Genomic DNA, 19,481 nt, shown 5'->3' with positions numbered 1-19,481 from the left:
AGAATGAAGAATAGTATATAAAATGTTTTATGTATATTCTTCATTTTCATTTCTACATTAATTGGGGGGAGAGTAATGAAGAAAATTCAAGGTTTATTATTGATATTAATATTTACATTTGCTACTTTACTTCCATTCAATTTACCTACTCAAGGAGGTAAGAATATACAAATAGCTATGGCGGCAGAAAGTTATTCGGAATGGAATGCAAACACAATTTATAACACTGGAAACATTGTGTCCTATGGAGGAAAACTCTGGATAGCACAATGGTGGACATTAGGTCAGACTCCAGGAACTACAGGACAATGGGGTGTATGGAAAGTGTATGATGGAGGAACAACAAATCCTACTGGTGATAAACTAGTGGCATTAACTTTTGATGATGGACCAAGTAATGTTACAGCATTAGTATTAGACAAGCTACAAAAGCATAATGTGCCAGCTTCTTTCTTTTTGATTGGTTCAAATATCACAGATGAAACAAAGTCTATTTTAGAAAGAGAGTTAAAGCAAGGGTGTGAAATAAACAATCATTCTTGGAGTCATTCATATATGAATGAGATGTCTGGTAGTAATATAAAAGATGAAATTCAAAAAACAAGTGATAGAATATTTAATATGGTTGGAGTAAGACCAAAGTTTTTCAGACCACCATATATAGCAGTTAATAATACAATGTATGAAAATATAGACATGCCATTTATCTGCGGAATAAACTGCACAGATTGGGATTCATCTGTTAGTGCACAATCTAGAGAAAAAACTATTTTAAGTAGTGCAAAAGATGGGGATATTATACTTCTTCATGACTTATATGGAAATACACAAACAGTTGATGCTCTTGATGGGATAATCAAGGGGTTACAAGACAAAAGATTTAAATTTGTAACTGTAAGTGATTTATTTAAGCAAAAGGGTGTAAATCCAAATGTTGAATATAAAATATGGACAAATGTAAATAAATAATAGGAAAACAGCAATGATAGTAATTTGTCATTGCTGTTTTTCTATTTATTAGTGATGTGTATTAAAAAAATGTTGGTAATAATTAAAAGCATAAAAGTAGATTGCATATAAATGAGTGCGTAAAAATATTTTTATAATAAGATAACAACATTTATTTAATACAGAAGTTTATAAATGAATATTTATATAGATATAATACTTTTTAAAGGTTAATTTAAACTATTGCGCTTGGCATTATACTCAGTAGCTGAGGTAATGGAAGATTATAAAAAGTTGTGAGAATTTAATATTTTATAATAATAATTATTGATTATCAATGAAGGAAAATGTATAATTTTATAATATAACACACAATAAGTGAAAAATCCTAATAAAAATTTTGAGTTTATGGAGGAAAGGTTATGAGAAAATTTGTATGTTTAATTTGTGGATATATTTATGAAGGATATGAAGTTCCAGAGATATGTCCAATTTGTAAGGCTGGAGCAGATAAGTTTGAAGAAGTATTTGAAAATAAAGAAGATGGTATATATAAAAGATTTAAGGTTGAAAAGAAGGTTAAAGAAAATGATGTTGTAACATCTTTCTATTTAAAATCTATAGAGAAAGTACAATTAAAAAAGCATAAGGCGGGACAATTTATTGCTGTTAAACTAAATATAGACGGTGTAGATGAAGTTAGACAATATAGTTTGTCTATGAAACCAGGTGAAGATTTTTATAGAATAAGCGTTAAAAGAGAAGAAAAGGGGTTAGTATCTAGATATTTGCATGATAATGTATTTGAAGGTGACGTGCTAGAAATATCAGAGCCACTAGGTCAATTCATACTTAAGGATAGCAATAGACCGTTAATTTTAATGAGTGGTGGAATTGGAATTACTCCAGTGATGTCAATGCTATATGAAGCATCTAATTCGGGAAGAGAAATAATATTTGTTCAAGCAGTTTTGAATTCTTCAGCCCATACATTTAAGTCAGAAATTAAGAAGATAGTCAAAGAGAATAATAATGTGCAAACGGAAGTATTTTATTCAGAACCTTTGGATAAAGATAAAATTGGAGTTGATTATGATCATTTAGGATTTGTATCAAATGAGTGGATTGAAAAAAGCTTACCAAAGGATGGCGAATTTTATTTTTGTGGACCATTAGGTTTTATGAAACATATATATATATGTTTAACTAATATAGTGACTGATAAATCATCCATAAATTATGAAGTGTTTGGGCCATCAGCAGACTTATCTGAAAAATAAGTTATCTTATGGTAAAATATCCATATAAAGTAAGTGATTCATTTCACAGATATATGAGTTTTTGAATTAAGCTAGACAGGAGATAAAAAAATGGAGAATAAAAGGATAATGATAATTGGCTGTGGTGGAAGTGGAAAATCCACATTAGCAAGAAATCTTGGAGAAATGATGGATATTCCAGTTATACATTTAGATAAATTATTTTGGAGAGCTGGATGGAAATCTGTTTCTAAAGAAGAATTTGATCAATTGCTTGACAAAGAACTTATTAAAGATTCTTGGATCATTGATGGAAATTTCAATAGGACAATTCCCAAAAGATTAAATAGATGTAATACCGTTATTTATTTAGATTATTCTCGAATTACTTGCTTACTTGGAGTTATAAAAAGAGTAATAAGCAATTATGGTAAAACTCGTGCAGATATGGGTGAAAGTTGTCCAGAAAAATTTGATATAGAATTTTTAAAGTGGGTATGGAATTTTAATAAAAATAATAGAAAAAGATATTATGAGATTTTAGAAGGTGTAAGGGATAAAAATGTCATTGTATTACACAAACGTAGTGAAGGAAGAAAGTTATTTGGCAAAGAAAAGTTCAAAGTTAAGCAGGAAATTAGATAATATAAGAAGTAAAAGCATATAAAGCTGATGTTTTAGGGTGAAAAAACATCAGCTTTATATTAATACTTAAAAAGATTTATATATTATTGGACTTGACATTTTAGTCCATTAATAGTGAATTCAGTAGGCTTTTCAGAAGAGCCGTTAAAGTTTATATTGAAACCAAATGTAGCAGTTCCGCCATTGGCAGCAATATGTCCATTCCAGCCTGCATCTTTAACTGATACTGAGTTTCCACTAGTTGTGTAGCTTCCACACCAAAGGTTAGCTATGCTTTGGTTTTCAGGAAGAGTCCAATCTAATGTCCATCCATTTATATCAGTTTTGCCAGTATTTTTTATTGTTACATTAACAGTACCACCATCACCCCAGCTATTAACATTATATGCTACAACAATATCGCTTAAAGGTGCCACAGAAGAATCAGCTGTAGTTGCAGTTATTGCATCACTTGCTGGAGATTCATTACCAGACATATCTTTAGCCTTTACAGTAAAGCTATAATCAGTGCTTGGACTTAATCCTGTTACTGTGTAACTTGTTGATGAAGTCGATCCAACTAACTTTTCACCGTTATAAATATCATATGTTCCTACTCCAACATTATCACTAGAGGCTGTCCAAGAAAGACTAATAGAATTAGAAGTCTTTGATGTATTTGTTAATCCTGTAGGTGCAGTTGGTGCTTCAGTATCTGGAGCTCCACTTACATAGTATTTTAACCATTTAAGAGCTGGGCGTTCTTCACCTGTAGTAGTAACTAAATGAGTATTATCTTTCCATGTTTTACCTTGGATATAACCCCATAATGTTATACCTTTAACAGATTTATGTTCCCAAAGAACAGGAAATTTTTCTTTATATCTTGCTAATTGAGTAGCATCATCACCAGTTATATCAAGTTCTGATACGTATATTGGTAAACCTGTTGTATCTAATATTCCTAGAACATCATTCATTGTTTTTACAGAAACAGTGTCTACATTGAATTGATGGCATTGTATTCCTATTCCATCGATTAGACCTTTTTCTTTTAGTATATTTATAATTTGAACATATTGTTTTGCTGCAGCTGGATCACCTATAATTCCATATTCATTAATTAATAATTTTGAATTTGGAAAGGCTTTTTTTGCTTGTTCAAATGACCAAATTATCCAGTCCCATCCTGTAGAACCATCACCGCCTATTGCATCTTTATATGATGGTTTTGCATGTAATGGTTCATTTACAACATCTACAAAATCGGAATTAGGGTATCTTTCTCCAGCAGCTTGAATCCATTCTTCAACTTCTCCCTTTTGATCGGTAGCTGAAAGTGAATCTATCCACTTTGGTTGTTGACTTCCCCATACTAAGGTATGGAATTTAAATGGGAAGTTGTTAGTCTTTGCATAGTTATAATCTTTATCAGCCCAATTCCAACTCATATTATCTTGAGTTTGTTCTACAGAACCCCACTTTGTTCCATTTTCTGGAGTGACTTGATTCCAGTAGTTAGCAAAGTCTGAAGGAGCAGTGTTATCAAAAATGTTTCCTAAAAACTTTGTTTCAGCTGTTTTTGTTTCTTCAGCATGAACTTTAAATGTTGACATGGACGATAAAATAAAAATTGGTATTATAAATTTAATAATTGTTTTTGTAATTTTAGATTTTAACATAATTACCTCCTTGATTTAGTTTAATTTGTATATTATGTAATATTGTATCATAATAGAAGTGGAGTGCATGGCCTTTTAAGAATGATATAGAGCCGATTACGACTTTTTTATTTAGAGAGGTCTAGTTTTAATTTTTAATTATATAAACAAAGAATATATTTAATTACTATGAGATAGAAGTTAATGGGTAGAATAAGAGTAAGAGGGATTACTATCATAAAATGAAAAAGCTAATAATTGTGAAATATAATATGAAATTTTTATAATAAATAAAGGAGGAGAATAATGCTAGATGTATTAATTTATGCAGTAATTGGTATTGCAGCAGGCACTTTAAGTGGATTATTTGGGATTGGAGGAGGAATAATAATTATTCCAGCATTAATGTTTTTAAAAGGATTTTCTCAATTACAAGCTCAGGGAACTTCTTTGGTGGCTATGCTTCCACCTGTTGGGATACTTGCATTTATGGAATATTATAAGAAAGGAAATACAAATATAGTTGCTGGTATAGTTATTTGTATTACTATGTTAATTGCAGCTAAATTCGGAGGTCAATTAGCTAATATTCTTCCTATGAACATAATGAAAAAAGCTTTTGGTATATTCATTATTTTGGTTGGAATAAAAACCTTTTTGGGAAAGTAATCTAAAAAAGAAATATAGTATGTAAATAAAACTTGAAGGAATACTTAGATCTCTAAGTATTCCTTCAAGCTTTATGAATTATAGTAATTTTTCAATTTCTGTATTCTTAAAAAATTCACCTAGTGGTATATTCTTAAGTGGAAGTTTATCAATACCAAGACAAGTTTTTGCTGCATTAATTAATACACGAATATCATATTTGCTTGGATATACAGGATCTAATGTTTTCTCAAGACCTAGTAATCCATATACAGCCATAAGTGCACTTCTTACTGAATATTCTACTGTGAATACGCAGTCTTCAGGAACTTCTGCAAATTGTCCTAGGAAACCAAAGTTTTTACTTCCTTCTGGAATTACATTAGGTCTATCGCCTGGAACACGAGGCATAAATTGTGCAGTGATGTAAGGCATCATGCTAGGAATTACGTTTACTGTATGAGATAGAATTTCAGGAATCTTATCTTCTAATCCCATGTGGTAAAGGAGTTCTTCAAACATTTCACGGCCTGTACAATCTGAATATGTCTTTTTAATATAGTTTCCTGGTACATCAAGATTTAATGCATATGCCCAAAGAACTTTTACGTTATCAGGTTGATTAATAAAGTGTGGATGTTTTGGTACAACCCAGCTCATAAACCAGTTAGAATCCTTTATTGTAACTAAACCACCCATACCAGGCTTATCTCCTGTAAGATTATAAATATGAGGGAAGACAATGTCATCATCCTTTAAGGTAACAGTAAAGGACATCCATTTTGATTTATCTATATTAGTACAGAATTTTTCAGGGTGTCCAAAGTCAGGTGACTTCTTTGCTAGCTTTTCCCATAAACTAAAACAACCTTTATCTTCTGATCTATTTATAATAGCAGGATGATCAATGTCGCCCCTTGTTGTGTTTTCTGTCATAGATCCGTTAGTAAATAATACAATATCATCTTCATTTACATTAATGATTTCATTTTTACCATCTTTAGTATAGTGAATTGCTTTTGCAATCTTTTGATTATTTGTAAAATCAAAATCAATATCTGTAGCTTTACAGCAGCTATCAAAGCATACACCTTGATCTTTAAGCCATGTAATAAGAGGAAGTATTAAAGAATCATATTGATTATATTCAGTGTGAAGTATACCTTTTAATTTATTCATACCACCTATTAAATGCATGAATCTTTCCATATAACGTTTTACTTCAACGACACTATGCCATTTTTCAAATGCAAACATGGTTGCCCAGAAATACCAGAAGTTTGTATTGAAGAAACTAGGAGTAAAAAATTCTTCTATAGTAGTTGAACCTAGGGCTTCCTCTGTAGACAAATGAAGTTTTGTAAGCTCCATAGCATGTCCCTTTGATAATCCAAGAGTTGAAAAGTCTGACTTCTCTCCTTGATTGTGTACTAATCTGCAGTGGGATTCAATTGGTTCTTCTATATTAAGTTCGCGAAATTCATCTAATACGCTTCTGTTTTTATCAGTTAAAGAAGGAATGAAACTATAAAGCTCCATAAAGCATTCAAAATGTTCTTCTATTTCTCTACCGCCTCTTGCAGTATAGCCTTTTTCTGCAGTTCCTGCGCCATCCATTGAACCTCCAAGGATATCAAGCTGTTCAATCACATGAATGTTATTTCCTGGCATATGGCCGTCTTTTATTAAAAAAGCTGCTGCTGATAAGGAACCTATTCCACCTCCTATTAAGTATGCTTTTCTTGATTCAATATTCTTTGGTTTAATTGGATTAATTCTTTGATAATTATTCATAAAACTACTTCCTTTCTTAAACAAATAAAATATAGATATTTAATATACCTATATTTTACAGTTTAGTGAAGATTATGTTCAATGGACAGAAATGTAATATGTGAAAAAATTGCACATATTTAAAGAAATGTGTAATTTATTTCTTATTAGTCGTCATAATTCTTAAAATGGTACCATCTAGCATTATTTCAATTCTGTCAGCAATATCTTCTTTTTTCTCTATTAATCCACTATTAATCCAATGTAAAAATTCGCCAGTTATAGCATAGGCAAAAAATGTAGCTACCTGATTTTTTATTTTTTCATCAACGTCCATATTTTGAGTTATTTCTGCAATAACACCTATTAGCACTTTATGAAAAGTTTTTTGTAAAAATACTTCAAGGAGTTCACGACCGAGTGATTTGCAAGTATTAATACATATAGATTTGTTATCTAAGGTATATCGGAGAACAAGACAAACTCCATTTTTCCAGTTTGATAAGTTGCAACATTCATCAAGTTCATCTATAACTTCATTTTCAAATATCCATTCAAGCAAGTCATATACATCGTGGAAGTGATTATAAAATGTATGTCTTGAAACTCCACATGTATCAGTAACCATTTTTACAGTTATTTTGCTTATTAAATTTTCTTTCATGAGCAATTTTAAAGAATTAGCTAACGCTTTTTTAGTAATAAATGATACAGACATAAAATTAATCACACCTTTCTATTAGAAAAAGTATTTAAATTAATGAATTAATGGACCTAAAGAAATGAATTAGGAAAGAGTAGGGGTGAGTAAATAAAATATTATGGTTAAACTTGGTTTAATAATGTATATTTTACTATTTATACATTAAGTTTTAAAGGTTTTTATTACATAAAATAGTTTAACTACTAGTAAATATTGAAATAGTTTTGTGAAAGAGCTAGTATATAATATTTCACTGTAATATGCAGAAATGCTTCTTGAAATTTTAAAGATAGCGAATTGGTTGGTGGTGAAGAAAAAATAGATGAGATTTTAGCAAGACTCTTGAAAAGAAAGAGAGTCTTGCTACGGCTTAAGTATAAAAAAGATATATCAATACAATTTTGTAGAGTATTTATTTTTAGATTTTATAAATGGCTTGAAATTTAATAGTTTTAAACGATTTATAAATTTTTAGTCAATCATTTGCATTAGTTGCTCTCTGCATTTAAAATATAATTCCTTATTTTTTTCAGATGAAAATATTTGTTCGTAACTATTATATTCATTGTAGTTATTATTTTTATTAAATTCATCTTCATTAATTATTTTAAAATCTGAATCATTATATTTCATAGGAAATTTAGCCAAGAGTGGACTTTTATATATATATGAATTTTTTTCTTTCTCAGTATAAACATGTTGTTTAATATTAGAAAAATCATTTATACAAAATAAATATTCTTGACCATCTTTAATAAAATTGTATCCTAAAATAGACGAAAGAAATCTAAAACTATTTTTCGCCATTTTTACAGAAATAGGTTCATAAATGTAGATGGTTTCTTTGTCAATGTTTCCTTTAATAACTTTAGTAATTCTAATTTGGGTTAAAACTGCCCCTTCCAAAATTTCATGTTCTCCAGTTGACACTCCCTTTACTATATAATCAGAAAAATTATTCATGTCAATGTAATTCTCATTAGTTATATCACTAAATACTCCACTTGAAGATTTTAAATCTTTGTATGGATGATATAAATATTGATTTCTTTCTGATAGAAATCTGTTATAATCATATTTTATAATTGAAGATCTTAATATTAATGAGGATATTATACATATGAGTATTATTAAAAAAATAATTATATAAAATAAGTTCTTTTTCAAATTAGATTTCATATACCTTACCAAGATCAACTTTAAACTTTTTATTAGCTAGTTGCTCAATATCTTCATTAATATGACTAGCTATTAAAATAGTTGCTCCTCTATCCCTTTCTTCTCTTAGTATATTTCTTACTTTAATTGTTGACTCTTCATCTAAAGAATTAGTAGGTTCATCTAATATAATAAGATCTTGTGATTCCATAAAAGCTTGTACTAAAGCTAATTTTTGTTTCATTCCCAATGAGTATTTTCGAAACTTTCTTTTATCCTGTGGATTTAGTCCAATTCTTTCCATTGAGTTTTTTATAGTAGAATCATCTATTATTTTCTTTATATTTGCTATATTTCTTAAGTTATTAAATCCAGTTTGATCATTCCAAAAACCTGTGTTTTCAATAGTTATACCACATGATTCAGGAAAATCTATTTCATTACCAAGTATCTTGTTATTAATTAAAACCTCACCACTTGTAGGCCTAATTAATCCAGCAATAGTTCTAAATAACATTGTTTTTCCTGATCCGTTATTTCCTAAGAAGCCATATATTTTCCCTTTTTCTAATGATAAATTTACATTATCTAAGATTTTAACATCTTTAAAAACTTTGCTAACATTTTTTAATTCAATGTAACTCATAATTCCTCCTAGTTAATCTTCAAAAATAAACATATCTCTTTTTTTCTTAATTGATGTAGTTATTATATAAAAAATCAATAATACGATTAATGTTTTTCTGCATATTTCAAAAATAATAAAATCATTGGAGCTACAAGGTATTGTAAAACTTGCAGAAATATTAAGATACTGATTTAGTAAAAAGTTATCAATTAAGTTTAATATTGAGTAAACTACAAAAGGAATTACTATAGACAATTTTAGATTCAATGTCTTAAAATACACAAATGTAGTAAAAAAACCTACTGCCATAAATGCAGCTGTTTGAGTTATTGTATTAAGTATCAAGTATAGCTTCCAACTAGAATATTCTATAATAGAAGCATTTAGAACTATATATATTATTGGAACTATATTTAACACAATTGTAAAAATTATTGCCAAAAATATTTGATCTTTTATTATAGATGATCTCCATTTTTCTGTAGTTACAAATCTAATCATTACATAATCTTTATCATAATAATTTATAAGTATACATAGTAATAATAAGTATGCTAACATAAACGCACCTATCCGACTAAAAAAGCCTACACCAATATCATAAATAGCAAAATTACTATAATCTTCAGTTGTAGCAGTTGAAAAATTATATATTAAAATAATAAATATAAATATAAATAAAAAAATAGATTTAATATCTAATAATGCTTTCTTTAAATATGTATTCATAAACTATATATTCTCCCTTCTTACTGTAATTAAACAATTTCCTTATTTATTCCTATTATCAAAGTAACCAATGTTACTAATGTCCAAACAGATAATACAATTAGAAAATTTTTGAATTCAGATGGCCAAGTTTGAATATACATTTGCATTTCATAATCTTCAGGTAATAACATCTCGGTTCCATTAATTATTAAAAAAGTTATAATAATCATTATTATTTTATTTATTTTAAATATCATTGATAAATTAAATGCTATTAATGAAGATATTGAACAAAATAATGCAGTGATTGCTATAATAATGAAATTGTATAAATGAGGAAACTTATCGTAAATATTTTGTAAAAAGAACTCTGCTTTGTTAGTTTGAATTGCTAAGTATGCAGGCTGTTTTGTACTAACCCCTATATTAGGTATAGATATCCACGTTAATATTTCATTAAATCCAAGTATAAAAAATATAGAAACAAATGTAACTACAAATATTGTGATTGCTTTTGCTAATATATATTTTCTCTTGCTTATTCTTAGCAAAAACATTGTATACATGTTATTTTCTCTCTGTTCTATAAATGTATCACTATACATTAAAACACATAACACTGGAGCAATTAATATAAATGTTAAAAACACACTTCTTATATCACTAGAATTAATTATCATACTGTAATCTGTTGCTTTTTGCAATTCTAATGAATTACGATTGAATGTTTCTTTGAATAACATAGCATATGATAAAATTGATAACGAAAACAAAATACAAAAACAGTATTTAAACTTTTTACTATTAAGACATCTACTAAATTCTATTTTTAATTCATTTTTCATATTTTCCTCCTATTTTTATTGTAAAAAGAGAGCTTTAAAAGCTCTCTTTTTACAATTAAATTGTTTTAGTGCATGTCCTAAATTAATACCAAATTTATTATTGGTAGTCTAGTTCACCACGAACAATATAACTTGTATGTCTGTGATCAAAATGGTCACGAAGCTGAATATCTACTAAAGATCCCCTTTGTATAGATGTTCCTGCAGCAGGATCAATAGTCCAATTTTGCCAATAAGCATATTTTTGAATCTTTTTCCAATCCAACATAACATTTTTATTAGCATCTAGTGCACGCATATCAATTTTTGAAGTATTTTGCATGTCTTGTGCTAAAATTGCTATCTCTTTATCATCATGATTTTTTGCACGATATCCCATATCAGTTACTTGTTGATGTGGTTGAAGAGCTGCATTTGATTGATTCAATTTTAAAGTTTTGTAGTGTGAACTAGCTGCTACAGGTATCATGCTAATGCATAATAGTCCTGCTAAAACAATTTTTGCTAAAAAATTTTTTTTCATAATAATTCCTCCTTAATCTTTTGACTAATTTTAACATAAATAATGTTATTTTACAAGTGTGTGATTTTTTTCTTGAGATATTCTAATAATATAGGTGGAGTTTTATGGTATGGTATTCCAGAATTTAGATTACCTAAAAGTGTTCTAGAAAAGCTAAAATATAAATTAATCCACATGGGAATTAAAATAAGGTCTAATACTTTAATTGGAGCAACTATAACAATTGATGATATTTTCAGAGATGGATATAAAGCTATATTTATTGGTACAGGTGTTTGGAAACCTAGGTTATTAGGAATAAAGGGTGAAACTTTTGGAAATGTTCACTATGCTATTGATTATTTAAAGAATTCTCGTGTGTATAAATTAGGGAAAAGAGTATGCATAGTTGGAGCTGGTAATGTAGCAATGGATGTTGCAAGAACAGCCCTTAGAAATGGTTGCCAAGATGTTAATATAATGTTTAGGGAAGGGCCAGAAAATATAGAATCATCAGAAGAAATATTTAAGGCAGATTTAGTAATTTTAGCTATAGAACAAGGGCCACGTTCAAATATTATTTCAAACACAATTGGAATAGACGTTAAAAATACCGGCTTAGTAGAAGTAGATGAGTTTGGTAGGACGAGTAGAAAAGGAGTGTTTGCATCAGGGGATGTGGTAACTGGGGCAAAGACTGTCGTTGAAGCTGTAAGAGTATCTAAAAAGGTAGCACAAGCTATTGATGAATATGTTTGTTCCATATTATGTGATATCAATGGTATAGTTGTGGAAGGAGATACAACATTAAATGAACCACAACAAAAGATTGCAAATGTTACTAATAGAAATTTAGAAAAAGGGAAGTTAGAAGATGCAATTAAAAATGCAGATGTTTTTATAGGTGTTTCAGCTGGTAATACAGTAACTAAAGAAATGGTTCAAAGTATGAATAAGGATAGTATAATTTTTGCTTTAGCTAATCCAACACCTGAAATAATGCCAGATGAAGCAAAAGAAGCAGGAGCTAGAATTATTGGTACAGGAAGAGCAGATTTTCCAAATCAAATTAATAATGTATTAGTTTTTCCAGGAATTTTTAAAGGTGCTTTAAGTGCAAGAGTCAAGGATATCTCCGATGAAATGAAAATTGAGGCTGCTAAAGGGCTTGCAAATTTGGTAAAAGATAATGAATTAAACGAGGAGTACATAATACCAAGTGCATTTAATGAGGAAGTTAGCAATGCTGTTAGCGATGCAGTCATTAATACAGCAATAAAATTAGGGGTAACTAGGAATGGTAAATAGATATATTAAAAATTTCATTTTTAATATAAGTGAGTGTATTTATATGCATTGATAAAGTGGTGTATGTAATAGAACATGAAAAAATAACTATTATAGTTTGATTAAGGTATGAGAAAAATTCTCATACCTTAATTAATTTATTCAAAATTTGTATTTTACGAATTATTTTGAATATTTGAAGACAAAAACATTTATTTATATTTATTATTGTGAGAATATTTAGTCAAAAGGCGTTTGTTGAAGATTAATTTGACTTACTGGAATTTATTGAGTGAAGGAGGAGAGGGAAGAGAAATAAATGTTACTGTTTTTTATAAAAAGTCGCATTGTAATAAAATTTGAATAGGGGGAAATAAATTATGAAAAAAAATATTTTAAGAAAAAGTTTAACAACTTTATTTGTAGCGTCTGTACTTTTAGGAGCAGGCATTATTCCAAAACAAGTGGCATCTGCAGCAACTTATGATGTTATTGTTGCTAAAGATGGTAGTGGGAATTATAAAACTATTACAGAGGCTTATAACTATCTAGCAAAGATTAATGATGCTAAAAGAAAGACTATACATGTAAAAAAAGGTGTTTATAAAGAGAAGATTACTATTTCAAAACCTTATATAAGTATAATAGGTGAAAATAAAAACAATACGAAATTAACTTATAATGTTGCAAATGGGGATCCTAAACCTGGTGGAGGAAAATATGGCTCAGCAGATTGTGCTGCTTTGACAGTTGGAGAAAATGATTTTATTGCACAAAATATCAGCTTTGAAAATAGCCATTTAAAGGATACAGGAAAAGATGTTCAAGCATCTTGCGTTTATACATATGGAGATAGAATAAGTTTTAATAATTGTAATTTTTATAGTGGACAAGATACCTTATGTGCATATACATATGGAGTAGATAAATCTAGAGTATATTTTAAGGATTGTTTTATACAAGGTAGTGTTGATTTTATTTGGGGAGGTGCTACTGCATTATTTGATAATTGTACATTAAATGAGTTAAGGGATGGTGGCATGTATACAGCTGCTAATACACCTCAGGGACAAAAGTATGGATATGTATTTTTAAATTGTACCTTAACTGCTAATGGAGATGTTAATTATACATCTCGTACTAATCCTCGTTGGAAAACACCTTCAACAGTTTATCTTGGAAGAACTTATGGAGACTACTGCCATGTGTCATATATAAATTGCAAATTAAATGCACCAGTTAACCCAGCAGGATGGTTAAAAATGAATAACAATAATAATAACACTGCTTTGCTTGAGGAGTATGGATGTACAGGTATTGGTGCAAATAGATCAAAGAGAGTACCTTGGTCAAAAGCACTTAATAGTAGCCAAGCTTCTAGGTATACTAAAGCTAATGTTTTATCAGGCAAAGACGGGTGGAGACCATAAAGTTAGAATATAGGTAGTCTTGTGAAAATTTCAATATTGCATTTTCTGATGTTAACTATAATTATTTAAATGAAATTAAAAAAAAGTGGATTCGTTAATTTGAATCCACCTTTTTGAGTATGTTTCACTAAACCTAATTTTGTCACCAGAATATATTACTATCTGCCGCCAATATTAATTGACATATTACGTACGTCAGCGCTTCCACTACTTTGATATCCTTCGATATTAAACGCTGTTTCATACATTTTTCCTAACTTCATTCCCTTACTCTCCCAAGCATCGAAGTGTTTGCTAACAGATATGGTTCCGCTTGTGCGTTTTGTTCTACGTACACTCCAATATTGCTTAAAGGTCGTACTATTTCCTTTAATGGAAGGTTGGTTCACTCTTAGGGTCTCATATATATCATACGTACCACCATCAACGTTAATAGTGCCCTTTGGTGATGCTCCAGGTGGTCTCCAAGTTCCCCAACTATCGACTATATAATATTCTACTAGTGGACTACTTGTCCATCCATATACACATAAATATGAGTTGCCGGATGGTTGGTAGTCGCAATTAAAGTTTACTGATATATTGCCAAGTTGCTTGTATGTCTGAGTTTCATTGAATTTCTTGCCTTTACGGAATAAGGCATTCCCGATATTACTCCAACGACAACTGAATGAACCACCAGCTTTAAGAGTCATGCTTGTGTTTCCATAATCCTTCCACAGTTCATAGTTGTAGCCGTCATGGATGCCGGTTGCATTTGAGTTGAGTATTTTTGGTGTGCTGCTTAAAGCTAGTGCAGCAAAAGTATTTCCTGGTGCGTTTAAAGTTGTTGTAGCAGAAGCAGTATTACCAATCATCGTTAAAGAACTAGTCATAACTAATGCTACTAAGGTAGTAAGAATTCTTTTTCTGTTTAACATTTTTCATCCCCCCAGTTTTTATTTTTTATAATACTTAATATTAATTATATATTTGGTAAATTATAACTAAGCATTGTAGTAATAATAATAAAATTCTTACCATTTTACAATAAATTTATCGTAATATAGCGATTTTGAATCTTGAATTAATGAATTTTCTATTTAACTTTGAATTGTTTAATATATATTTACATATTAAAGTACATAATAAATAATATATTTAACAACTTAATGGAGGCAAAAATGAAAAAGTTTAAAAAGATTTTAGCACTTATTATGACTTTAAATATATTAATTATTCAGTTACCAAGTTTTACTCCAAAGGCTATAGAAAATTATTTTGAAATACCTACAGGAAGGCCACTTAAAGTAGCGGCATTATTTTATAGTTATAACGATATCTTTCTTTCATTAATAAGAAAAAGGTTTGAGGATATACAAAAAGAAAACGAAAGTAAAGTTAAATTTACTTTCTTTGATGCAAAATCAAATAATATTGCACAGTTAGAAAATATAAACAATTCAATTGAAGGTGATTTTGATTTTGTAATATTAAATATGGTTGAAAAAAGAAAAGATGTGGTAGAGGAAATTTTTTCGAAATTTAAGATAAAAAATATTCCAGTAATTCTTATTGCTGCCGATATTCCAGAAACAGATGCATTTAGTACATATAATAAGGCATTTGTGCTTATTTCAGATGCAGTAGGATCTGGGATTGCACAAGGAAAGCTTATAGCAGATATTTGGAAAAATAATAAGACCACTATGGATAAAAACAATGATGGTACATTACAATACATTATAATAAAGGGAAAAGAAACTAGTCCCTATACAATCGAAAGAAGTAGGTACTCTATTAGTACAATTAATAATTCAGGTATAAAAACACAAGAACTTGCATCAGTACCAGCTGAATGGGATAAAGAAGAGGCAAAGAATATGGTTTCTTCACTCTTTTTAAAGTATGGCAACAAAATAGAATCAATAATTTCAAATAATGATGCTATGGCAATTGGTGCAATTGAAGCACTTCAAAAGTATGGATATAATATGGGGGATAAATTAAAAACTATTCCTGTTTTTGGACTTGATGGAATAGATGAAGCAAAAGACTTAATAAAAAAAGGATATATGACAGGTACAGTTTTTCAAGATCCTGTCACTATAGCAAATGCTGCTTATACTGTTGGAATTAATTTGTTTTCTGATAAGATTTCTACCAAAGATACAAATTTAAAGCTTAATGGTAAAGAAATTATTATTCCAATGGTATATGAACCTATATATTGAATTAAAATTGGACCATATTAAATTAAGTTTTATCTAAGGTATATAAGCTTTTTGTTAAATTACAGAAAAAGATTGTTTCTACTATTATTAATTGGAGAAACAATCTTTTTATATTTATAAAATTTAATACAGATAAATCTTTAGGATTATATTTATTCATTTTACGACAAAACTATTTGAGTGGTTGTCAGATTAATGTATTCTATTAATAAAAATACTTAAAAATTCTTGATAACAAACTTAAATGGGGGGATTATAAATGAAAAAAATTAAAATGAAAGTTATTACTTCATGTCTATCTTTAGGGATTGCTTTAAGCACTCTACTTACACCAGTATCTGCTTATGCAGGGACAAAAGGTGATCCAACATTACAACTTGATGGAATACTAAGTACATTTCACCAAGGAAGTGTTGGGGATTGTGGTGCTGTTTCTGCAATACAGGCATTAAGCAATAGTAAATTTGGTAAAAATCTTTTAAGTAAAATGATTTCTGTTAATAGTAACGGTAGTTATACATTAAATTTCGGAGCTGGAAAGCAGACAGTATCAAAAACTGATGTGGCAAATGCATACATAAGTGGTGACCTTGATGCTAGAGTTATAGAAGCTGGGTTACAAAAAGCTATGAATGTTTATAATGGTTGTTTTGCTTGTGATGTGTTTACAACAATGACTGGATTTGGACAAGCCACTATTAATGGAGGTACTGCTAAAACTAACATGATGAATACTATGGCTTCAAAGTGCAAATCTAATAAAGGTATTATGGCTGCGTGTGATTTTAGTATAGCAGATCCAAGTAAAGGGATTTTAGGAGACGGAAGTCACTCTTATTCAATAAAAAGTGTAACTAAAGATACTGTAATAGTGGTAAATCCGTGGGATACTTCTAAAGATATAAGTATGTCTAGAAGTCAGTTTGAAAGGTCTATAAGATATATGACATATGTAGATGAAGCAGCAAAAAAGGTTATAGTTTTTTGGAGTTAAGTTATTAAAATAAAAAGGAGGGAAAGATATAATTTTTATATCGAAGAGGATGGAAAATAGAGTAAAGAAAATCATATCATTTATGCTAGGGATATCAATAATAGCACTAATTCAGTTTGGTCCAATATTTGATACATTTGCTGCTTCAGCTGCTGTGCTAAAGACTTCAAGGATATCTGTACATGATCCATCAATTGTAAAGGCTAATGGTAAGTATTATCTTTTTGGATCACATAAATCAGATGCAGTTTCATCTGATTTGACATCTTGGAAGTATTTCCAAACAAATATTAATAATGATTATGCAAAGGTATTTTCTGTTGGAGGTAAGTGGGCTTCTCATGGAAGTAATTCATATAACATTAATGGAAACCTTTGGGCTCCTGATGTTATATACAATACAAAAATGAAAAAATGGTGCATGTATATGAGCGTTAATGGGGACAAGTTCTATTCTTCTATTGCCCTTGCAACAGCTGATAGGATAGAAGGACCATATACATATGCTGGAACAATAGTATATTCAGGGTTTACTAATTCTTCACAAGCTGGTGAGACAGACTATAAAAAAGTTACAGGAACCAATACTGTAGACAGAAGATATGTGTCAAATGGAGCTTGGAATTCAGCATACGGACCTAATGCCATTGATCCTTGTGTATTATATGATAAAGACGGAAACTTATGGATGTCTTATGGTTCATGGTTTGGTGGGATTTTTATGTTAAAGTTAGATAGTTCTACAGGTTTAAGGGATTATTCTTACACTTACCAAACTAAAACTAATTCCTCAGACCAATACTTCGGAACAAAGATTTCAGGTGGTTATGGAACTACTGGGGAAGGATCCTATATTGTTTATGATAAATCAGCAGGATACTATTACTTGTATGAATCTTATTGTGGACTTGATGCTACAGATAATTTCAGTGGATACCACATTCGTTTATTTAGATCAAAAAATATAAATGGACCTTACGTTGATGCAAAAGGAAATTCTGCAATATGTACAAGTGCTAATGTTGATAAATCAAGCAAAGGTATAAAATTATTTGGTAACTATTCTTTTTCTTCTTTAAAATCTGTAGCTAGTTCCGAGCTTAGTGCAAATGGATATATGTCAGGTGGACATAATTCTGCATTAATTGATGATAATGGACAAAGGTATCTTGTTTATCATACAAGATTTAATAATGGAACTGAAGGTCATCAGATTAGAGTTCATCAACAATTTTTAAATGAAGATGGATGGCCAGTAACAACAGTATATGAATACTTAGGAAACACAATATCATCATCAGGGTATTCAAATAGCGATATTGCTGGCACTTATGAATTTGTTAACCATGGTTTAGATGCAACTACTGCTCACATAGGCATGTTAAAGACATCTAAGGTTTCATTAAATTCTAATGGAACTATTAGTGGTGACTATACAGGAACATGGCAAGAAAAGTCCGGATCATACTATTGTACTATGATAATTAATGGTGCTACTTATAAAGGCGTATTTTTTAAACAAAATGATGAATCTTCATCACACAAAAGTACTATGACTTTTTCTTTAATAGGTGCTAATAATGAGTCTATATGGGGCTCGAAAATTTCTAATGCAACGACAGAATCAACTAACTTAAATGGTACTTATTATATTAAAAACTCTTTAAGTGGATTGTATTTAGATATTACTAATGGATCGTCTGCTGATGGTGCAAATCTTCAACAGTGGGGCTTAAACAAATATGATGCGCAAAAATTTAAATTAGTATCAGATGGTGATGGAAATTACTCCATATTAACTGGAGCATCTAATTATAAAAGCTCCCTTGATGTTTTAAATGGTTCATCTGCTGATGGCACAAATGTTGCAGAGTGGAAATATTGGGGAGGAGATATGCAAAAATTTAAGTTTGTTAAAGTTTCTGGAAATAAATATGCAATTTTAACAAAAGCATCAAATTTTAAATCTTGCTTAGATCTTTATAATATGAGTAAGGATTCTGGGGCAAATATTTGTCAGTGGACATACTGGGGAGGGCAAGGACAACTCTGGGAGTTAGTTCATGTATAAAACAATTGAGCTTAGAATGGTATAAC

Annotated in this window: 18 protein-coding genes and 1 pseudogene; 10 read left to right on the top strand and 9 right to left on the bottom strand. The window is 29.6% G+C overall.

Going from position 1 to position 19,481, the window contains the following annotated elements:
* The first annotated feature begins 75 nt into the window (after positions 1 to 75).
* From FAY47_RS05610 to FAY47_RS05600, 4 genes and pseudogenes are all read left to right on the top strand, one after another.
* Positions 76 to 969, top strand: coding sequence for a polysaccharide deacetylase family protein (locus FAY47_RS05610; RefSeq protein ID WP_143315527.1), 894 nt, complete (start codon positions 76 to 78; stop codon positions 967 to 969).
* Positions 970 to 1,370: 401 nt separating this feature from the next.
* Positions 1,371 to 1,481, top strand: a pseudogene (locus FAY47_RS20825) (rubredoxin-like domain-containing protein); the annotation flags it as partial.
* Positions 1,482 to 1,496: 15 nt separating this feature from the next.
* Entirely contained in the window at positions 1,497 to 2,228 is a 732-nt protein-coding gene (locus FAY47_RS05605) for an FAD-binding oxidoreductase (protein ID WP_243129559.1), read from the top strand.
* A 90-nt stretch (positions 2,229 to 2,318) separates the two neighbouring features.
* On the top strand, positions 2,319 to 2,852 hold the full coding sequence (locus FAY47_RS05600) for a topology modulation protein (protein WP_143315523.1): 534 nt from the start codon (positions 2,319 to 2,321) through the stop codon (positions 2,850 to 2,852).
* Positions 2,853 to 2,935: 83 nt separating this feature from the next.
* Here the strand turns inward: FAY47_RS05600 and FAY47_RS05595 are convergent, their stop codons facing one another.
* Positions 2,936 to 4,513, bottom strand: coding sequence for an endo-1,4-beta-xylanase (locus tag FAY47_RS05595; protein WP_185966736.1), 1,578 nt, complete (start codon positions 4,511 to 4,513; stop codon positions 2,936 to 2,938).
* Between the two features lie 285 nt (positions 4,514 to 4,798).
* Between FAY47_RS05595 and FAY47_RS05590 the strand changes: the two genes are divergently transcribed.
* Positions 4,799 to 5,161, top strand: a complete 363-nt coding sequence (locus FAY47_RS05590; protein WP_143315522.1) for a TSUP family transporter — start codon at positions 4,799 to 4,801, stop codon at positions 5,159 to 5,161.
* Positions 5,162 to 5,239: 78 nt separating this feature from the next.
* Here the strand turns inward: FAY47_RS05590 and FAY47_RS05585 are convergent, their stop codons facing one another.
* The 7 genes from FAY47_RS05585 to FAY47_RS05555 form a co-directional block, all read right to left on the bottom strand.
* On the bottom strand, positions 5,240 to 6,934 hold the full coding sequence (locus FAY47_RS05585) for an oleate hydratase (RefSeq protein WP_143315520.1): 1,695 nt from the start codon (positions 6,932 to 6,934) through the stop codon (positions 5,240 to 5,242).
* 136 nt (positions 6,935 to 7,070) lie between these two features.
* Positions 7,071 to 7,577, bottom strand: coding sequence for a TetR-like C-terminal domain-containing protein (locus FAY47_RS05580; RefSeq protein ID WP_143315518.1), 507 nt, complete (start codon positions 7,575 to 7,577; stop codon positions 7,071 to 7,073).
* Between the two features lie 510 nt (positions 7,578 to 8,087).
* A complete protein-coding gene (locus tag FAY47_RS05575; protein WP_143315516.1) occupies positions 8,088 to 8,795 on the bottom strand; it encodes a hypothetical protein in 708 nt (235 codons plus the stop codon).
* Complete coding sequence (locus FAY47_RS05570) at positions 8,785 to 9,420, bottom strand: ATP-binding cassette domain-containing protein (protein ID WP_143315513.1); 636 nt, start codon at positions 9,418 to 9,420, stop codon at positions 8,785 to 8,787. Before FAY47_RS05570 ends, FAY47_RS05575 begins: the two co-directional genes overlap by 11 nt.
* Positions 9,421 to 9,432: 12 nt before the next feature.
* Positions 9,433 to 10,131: a hypothetical protein gene (locus FAY47_RS05565; RefSeq protein WP_143315511.1), complete on the bottom strand. Its 699-nt coding sequence runs from the start codon at positions 10,129 to 10,131 to the stop codon at positions 9,433 to 9,435.
* A gap of 29 nt (positions 10,132 to 10,160) precedes the next feature.
* Positions 10,161 to 10,958, bottom strand: a complete 798-nt coding sequence (locus FAY47_RS05560) for a hypothetical protein (RefSeq protein WP_143315510.1) — start codon at positions 10,956 to 10,958, stop codon at positions 10,161 to 10,163.
* Positions 10,959 to 11,055: 97 nt separating this feature from the next.
* Positions 11,056 to 11,481, bottom strand: a complete 426-nt coding sequence (locus FAY47_RS05555) for a hypothetical protein (protein ID WP_143315509.1) — start codon at positions 11,479 to 11,481, stop codon at positions 11,056 to 11,058.
* Between the two features lie 174 nt (positions 11,482 to 11,655).
* Between FAY47_RS05555 and FAY47_RS20615 the strand changes: the two genes are divergently transcribed.
* Both FAY47_RS20615 and FAY47_RS05545 read left to right on the top strand, forming a co-directional pair.
* Positions 11,656 to 12,768, top strand: coding sequence for an FAD-dependent oxidoreductase (locus FAY47_RS20615; protein ID WP_207706224.1), 1,113 nt, complete (start codon positions 11,656 to 11,658; stop codon positions 12,766 to 12,768).
* A 359-nt stretch (positions 12,769 to 13,127) separates the two neighbouring features.
* Complete coding sequence (locus FAY47_RS05545; RefSeq protein WP_143315508.1) at positions 13,128 to 14,177, top strand: pectinesterase family protein; 1,050 nt, start codon at positions 13,128 to 13,130, stop codon at positions 14,175 to 14,177.
* A 158-nt stretch (positions 14,178 to 14,335) separates the two neighbouring features.
* Here the strand turns inward: FAY47_RS05545 and FAY47_RS05540 are convergent, their stop codons facing one another.
* Positions 14,336 to 15,097, bottom strand: a complete 762-nt coding sequence (locus FAY47_RS05540) for a glycoside hydrolase family 11 protein (protein WP_143315507.1) — start codon at positions 15,095 to 15,097, stop codon at positions 14,336 to 14,338.
* Between the two features lie 243 nt (positions 15,098 to 15,340).
* Between FAY47_RS05540 and FAY47_RS05535 the strand changes: the two genes are divergently transcribed.
* The 3 genes from FAY47_RS05535 to FAY47_RS05525 all read left to right on the top strand — a co-directional run bounded on the left by FAY47_RS05535 (position 15,341) and on the right by FAY47_RS05525 (position 19,455).
* On the top strand, positions 15,341 to 16,390 hold the full coding sequence (locus tag FAY47_RS05535; RefSeq protein ID WP_185966734.1) for a galactose ABC transporter substrate-binding protein: 1,050 nt from the start codon (positions 15,341 to 15,343) through the stop codon (positions 16,388 to 16,390).
* A gap of 259 nt (positions 16,391 to 16,649) precedes the next feature.
* Positions 16,650 to 17,384, top strand: a complete 735-nt coding sequence (locus FAY47_RS05530) for a hypothetical protein (RefSeq protein WP_143315503.1) — start codon at positions 16,650 to 16,652, stop codon at positions 17,382 to 17,384.
* Positions 17,385 to 17,433: 49 nt separating this feature from the next.
* Positions 17,434 to 19,455, top strand: coding sequence for an RICIN domain-containing protein (locus FAY47_RS05525; protein WP_143315501.1), 2,022 nt, complete (start codon positions 17,434 to 17,436; stop codon positions 19,453 to 19,455).
* The last annotated feature ends 26 nt before the right edge of the window (positions 19,456 to 19,481 follow it).

The organism is Clostridium sp. HBUAS56017 (assembly GCF_007115085.1).
Lineage (GTDB): Bacteria > Bacillota > Clostridia > Clostridiales > Clostridiaceae > Clostridium > Clostridium cibarium.
The sequence above is the reverse complement of the archived record's forward strand: the minus strand, read 5'-3'. Positions and strand labels throughout refer to the sequence as shown.

Coding starts and splice junctions, on each gene's coding strand:
- FAY47_RS05610 (WP_143315527.1), top strand. CDS start 76: ATGAAGAAAATTCAAGGTTTATTATTGATATTAATATTTACATTTGCT.
- FAY47_RS05600 (WP_143315523.1), top strand. CDS start 2,319: ATGGAGAATAAAAGGATAATGATAATTGGCTGTGGTGGAAGTGGAAAA.
- FAY47_RS05595 (WP_185966736.1), bottom strand. CDS start 4,513: ATGTTAAAATCTAAAATTACAAAAACAATTATTAAATTTATAATACCA.
- FAY47_RS05590 (WP_143315522.1), top strand. CDS start 4,799: ATGCTAGATGTATTAATTTATGCAGTAATTGGTATTGCAGCAGGCACT.
- FAY47_RS05585 (WP_143315520.1), bottom strand. CDS start 6,934: ATGAATAATTATCAAAGAATTAATCCAATTAAACCAAAGAATATTGAA.
- FAY47_RS05580 (WP_143315518.1), bottom strand. CDS start 7,577: ATGAAAGAAAATTTAATAAGCAAAATAACTGTAAAAATGGTTACTGAT.
- FAY47_RS05575 (WP_143315516.1), bottom strand. CDS start 8,795: ATGAAATCTAATTTGAAAAAGAACTTATTTTATATAATTATTTTTTTA.
- FAY47_RS05570 (WP_143315513.1), bottom strand. CDS start 9,420: ATGAGTTACATTGAATTAAAAAATGTTAGCAAAGTTTTTAAAGATGTT.
- FAY47_RS05565 (WP_143315511.1), bottom strand. CDS start 10,131: ATGAATACATATTTAAAGAAAGCATTATTAGATATTAAATCTATTTTT.
- FAY47_RS05560 (WP_143315510.1), bottom strand. CDS start 10,958: ATGAAAAATGAATTAAAAATAGAATTTAGTAGATGTCTTAATAGTAAA.
- FAY47_RS05555 (WP_143315509.1), bottom strand. CDS start 11,481: ATGAAAAAAAATTTTTTAGCAAAAATTGTTTTAGCAGGACTATTATGC.
- FAY47_RS20615 (WP_207706224.1), top strand. CDS start 11,656: ATGGGAATTAAAATAAGGTCTAATACTTTAATTGGAGCAACTATAACA.
- FAY47_RS05545 (WP_143315508.1), top strand. CDS start 13,128: ATGAAAAAAAATATTTTAAGAAAAAGTTTAACAACTTTATTTGTAGCG.
- FAY47_RS05540 (WP_143315507.1), bottom strand. CDS start 15,097: ATGTTAAACAGAAAAAGAATTCTTACTACCTTAGTAGCATTAGTTATG.
- FAY47_RS05535 (WP_185966734.1), top strand. CDS start 15,341: ATGAAAAAGTTTAAAAAGATTTTAGCACTTATTATGACTTTAAATATA.
- FAY47_RS05530 (WP_143315503.1), top strand. CDS start 16,650: ATGAAAAAAATTAAAATGAAAGTTATTACTTCATGTCTATCTTTAGGG.
- FAY47_RS05525 (WP_143315501.1), top strand. CDS start 17,434: ATGGAAAATAGAGTAAAGAAAATCATATCATTTATGCTAGGGATATCA.